Origin of the sequence: Maribacter sp., from assembly GCF_049667165.1 — a bacterium.
Taxonomy (GTDB): domain Bacteria; phylum Bacteroidota; class Bacteroidia; order Flavobacteriales; family Flavobacteriaceae; genus Maribacter_A.
In genome coordinates this window covers 1-4052 of the sequence record NZ_JBATHS010000042.1, presented here as the reverse complement: position 1 = coordinate 4052, position 4052 = coordinate 1, and the positions used below count along the sequence as shown (strand labels likewise).

At 39.9% G+C, this 4052-nt stretch carries 3 protein-coding genes and 1 pseudogene; 1 reads left to right on the top strand and 3 read right to left on the bottom strand.

Annotated features, from left to right (window positions below; genetic code table 11):
* The 3 genes and pseudogenes from WBM98_RS02205 to WBM98_RS02195 all read right to left on the bottom strand — a co-directional run.
* Window positions 1-329 (bottom strand): annotated as a pseudogene (locus WBM98_RS02205) (peptidase M19); the annotation flags it as partial.
* 159 nt (window positions 330-488) lie between these two features.
* Entirely contained in the window at window positions 489-1538 is a 1050-nt protein-coding gene (locus tag WBM98_RS02200) for a DUF3667 domain-containing protein (RefSeq protein WP_424364387.1), read from the bottom strand.
* Window positions 1539-1665: 127 nt separating this feature from the next.
* Window positions 1666-2520 carry an aminotransferase class IV gene (locus WBM98_RS02195; protein WP_424364386.1) on the bottom strand — a complete coding sequence of 285 codons (855 nt, stop codon included), beginning with the start codon at window positions 2518-2520 and terminating at the stop codon, window positions 1666-1668.
* A gap of 237 nt (window positions 2521-2757) precedes the next feature.
* Here WBM98_RS02195 and WBM98_RS02190 point away from each other — a divergent pair, with 237 nt between their 5' ends.
* Window positions 2758-3984, top strand: a complete 1227-nt coding sequence (locus WBM98_RS02190) for a DUF418 domain-containing protein (RefSeq protein ID WP_424364385.1) — start codon at window positions 2758-2760, stop codon at window positions 3982-3984.
* The last annotated feature ends 68 nt before the right edge of the window (window positions 3985-4052 follow it).

Below are 4052 nucleotides of genomic sequence, written 5' to 3'. Positions count from 1 at the left end.
GTAGCGAAATTCGAGGCAATATCCTTGATGAACTCGTTCTTTATCTTATTGACAAAAAACCATTTTTCGATAGGATATAGGGATACACATACGATGGAAACCCCTCCCTTGGACAAGCTTGTGAAATTGGCCTGCGAAAACTTGGTCAGGTGGATGATGTAATTGATCAGTTTGTCGAGTACCGTAGGCGGATTATAACGCCAAATACTGTTGGTTCGCCTGCGATTGGGACTGTTTTTACCGACAGGCTTAAAATTGAAACTTTTGCCAAAAGGTTTCATGGCTGTATGGCAATGAAAGTCTATATAGTTATTCTTTTCAACGGCCATAGAAATGTGGTTTTGGTGGTATTCCTTAAAATTATGGATTATTGGGTTAACGTCATATGCCGTTCCTTATTATTTTATGGATAACCAAAGATTCTAAGACTTTTAGAAGGCGGTCCCATGCGACTAAAATTACACCCGTTAAACTATGGCAACCTGTTATCAATACAACATAAAAGAAACCATAACGACCCCAAAAATGGCAATCGGAACTACAATCAGTAGGTAAATAAAGGAGATTGTACCGGCTTTAAAGAAGGCTCCTATCCAACTGCTCCTATAGAAATTTCGCAAGGCCAACATTAGATAGATCAAAAAGTATAGGAACAAAAGTGCCTCTAACCACGTAGGGATATCGATTACTTCATTGGCCAAAATAAGCAAACAAAAGGTGGTGAACAGAAACGTAAAAAAATAAAAGCTGAAGACCACATGGTGGGCGAATGTCCCTCTTTTCCAATAAAACAGTTTGAGTAAAAAGGCAAACAAGGGCAGCATAAAGAACATGGCAATAGGAATGGTATCGTATAATGTTTTCAGAATGCCCGTCCCTTGCTGTTCATAAAACTTGAGCAATTGCTCATAGAACTTTCGGGTTAATGCACCAGCATCCTCCTTCAATCCCATAGCCTTCAACTTATCCGTCTTTGGTGCTTCAAGGGCGATCAAAGAATCCAAAGTCTTTCTTTTGAACGTAAAGGATACATCGGGACTTTCTTGTTCAGCGGTTATTAACGAATCGATGGTTTTCAGGTCTTGGTCGGACATTCTTGTGATAGCCGCATTGTCCTGTAGGGCATTCCGTGCGATTTCTAGGCCAACGGAGTCCTTAGCAATTTGTAGGGAATCCAAGATATTCTCTTTGCTAAAACCTTTTTTAAAGGCCTGGGATATCTCATTGTCAGCCTTGCGAACACTAAAGGAAAAGATAAAAAAGAAGACGACCGAGATAAAAAGGTAGAACTGGGCAGGATGCAAATAGGCCACTCGTTTTCCGTCGACAAAACGTCTGGCCAATACCCCGGGTTTGACCATCAAGGGAACAAAACTTCTAAAAAATCGTGCATCTATAGAAAAGTAATTACTGATCGTATTGCTGAACAGGACCCCTAAGGTAAGATTGTCCGCTGCTTCTTGCCCACAATAGGGACAATACTGGAACGTACTATCGAATTCTTTCTCACAGTTTTTACAGGTGTTGGTCGTTGCCATTATAAAGGATTTATTTAAAAATATTAAAAGATTGAACAACTTTCGCCTTCTTATCCAAAAGAAATGCAAACTATGTTAATAGACGGCACCACCAAAATCTGTTACAAAAGGTTTATTTAATGGACGACTAAAACCCCGTCTTTTTTAAACCAAGAAAGGCATTTTGCAGTTTTTTGGTAACCTTGCCAATTTCATCCCCTTTATAATAGAAATGTTGGTCTATCTGTTTTATCGAGGCAATCTGTGTACTCGTACCGGTTAAGAAGGCCTCATCCATTTGAGGTATTCGTTGTTTTGATACACCTTCTTCACGGACTACAATATCGAGATCGGCACATAATCCCAAAACCACTTGCCTGGTTATTCCATCCAAAATATATTCATTCGCCGGATGCGTATAAACGATGTTATCCTTTACAAAAAACATGTTACAGTGCGATGCTTCGGTCACAATATCATTGCGCACGAACAACATTTCATAGCATTCCCGTTGAACTGCAATTTCATTGGCCATAACATTCCCCAGCAACGAAGTGGTTTTAATATCGCAACGGGACCATCTAAACTCTTCCATGGTCAATACGGATGCATTGATCGAATTTATATCAGGCAAGGTTTTCGGCGTAACATACATCATCACCGTTGGTGGAATATCATGGGGGAACGCATGTGTTCGTGGAGCCACCCCCCTACTCACCTGAATATACAACAGGCAGTCGTTTTCAACTATGTCCGATGCTTTCAGTAGCCTGGGTATCTCCTTGGTCAACATTCGGGTGTCAAAATCTATTTTTATCTTTTGCAGACATTCGTCCAAGCGTTTTAAATGGGCTTCTTCATAAAAAAAACGCCCTCTTATCCTGGCCATTACCTCATAGATTCCATCGCCGAACAAAAAACCCCTATCAAACACGGATATCCTTGCCGATTCCGCGTCTAAAATTTCCCCATTCAACCATACTTTATTAGGATATTCGGCCATCGTATTTCTAGTTTCAGTATTCTTTGTTCTAAGCTACTACTATTATTCGATATTAATCGGTGTAGCCGAATAGGATTATTCATACCTATTTTTAGGAGCGTTCCTTAGTGATATTTTTTATCTTAATAAGGAAAACCGTACATTTCAAAACTATGGCTATCCATAAATGTGATAGCTTGTACTGTAACCTATTATGACTTTTGATGTCTATTTAGGTATAACCATAATACCTAAAGAATGTCCGCTAAACCAATCAAACAAAGAATTGAAATCATTGATGCCTTGAGGGGCTTCGCACTGGCTGGTATTGTCATCGTGCATTTTGTGGAAAATTTTGTAGGGTCGGCCATACCCGAAAATGCGATGGCCGCTACCCATGTCGGAATTCCGGATACTATCGTCGACATCTTCATTGGCATATTTCTAAGGGGCAAATTTTTCGCTTTGTTTTCTTTTCTTTTCGGATTAAGTTTTTTTATTCAAATGGATAATGCCCATAAAATAGGAAAGAATTTTGGCCTTCGTTTTTTTTGGCGATTGATCATTTTATTGGGTATCGGTATGGTGCACCATATGTTCTATCGCGGTGATATTTTGACCATTTATGCGCTCTTGGGTATATTTCTGATCCCTTTTTATAAAATAATTGATAAATGGGTGCTTATTTGTGCGGCCGCGCTATTTTTAGGAGGAGGCCGCTATATTGTTTTTGCCATAGCCCATGGCGAAAATATAATTAGCCCCGGGGGTATCATGCCCGATGACCCAGAGACGCTAGCGTATTTCAATACCCTAAAAAACGGAACCCTAGGGGAGGTATTTGTATCGAATTCGACCTTGGGCCATTTAAATAAACTGGAATACCAATTGGGAATCTTCGGAAGGGGTTATCTCACATTTGGTTATTTCCTTTTGGGATTGGTAATCGGTCGAAATGGCTTCTTCCTAAAACTGAAGGAAAATAGAAAATTGATCAAAAAAGCGCTTATTGGTTCGATTGTACTTTTTGTGGTTTCCTTGGTGCTTACCGCCCTTATTTTTATGCAATTGGGCCAAGATGTAACTTTCGATACATGGCCGGCCATGGCAGGATTGACTGCGTTTGACCTCAATAATATAGCCATGACCTTTATCTTGATTATTTTGTTCGTGATGGTTTACAACAAGGTGAAAGGACAACAATGGTTGCTTGCATTTGCACCTTATGGCCGCATGGCCCTTACCAATTATTTCTTTCAGAGCGTTTTGGGTACATTTCTGTTCTTTGGGTGGGGAATGGGGTATCTGGGAGAAGTAAGGAATAGCTATATTTTTCTATTGGCCATTGCTATTATCGCGGTTCAAATGCAATTGAGTAAATGGTGGTTGATGACCTTCCAATATGGCCCTTTGGAATGGCTGTGGCGTAGCATCACCTTTTTCACATGGTATCCCTTGCGGAAAAAGGGCAATGTAGAAGCGTAACCAATGTGTTGGTTTTTTGGATATCGATTTGGGGATTAATAAGTCTTAAACAGTACAATGTATTGGAA

Excerpts from the sequence above, each read along its gene's own strand:
- WBM98_RS02200 (WP_424364387.1), bottom strand. The coding sequence starts at position 1,538 with ATGGCAACGACCAACACCTGTAAAAACTGTGAGAAAGAATTCGATAGT.
- WBM98_RS02195 (WP_424364386.1), bottom strand. The coding sequence starts at position 2,520 with ATGGCCGAATATCCTAATAAAGTATGGTTGAATGGGGAAATTTTAGAC.
- WBM98_RS02190 (WP_424364385.1), top strand. The coding sequence starts at position 2,758 with ATGTCCGCTAAACCAATCAAACAAAGAATTGAAATCATTGATGCCTTG.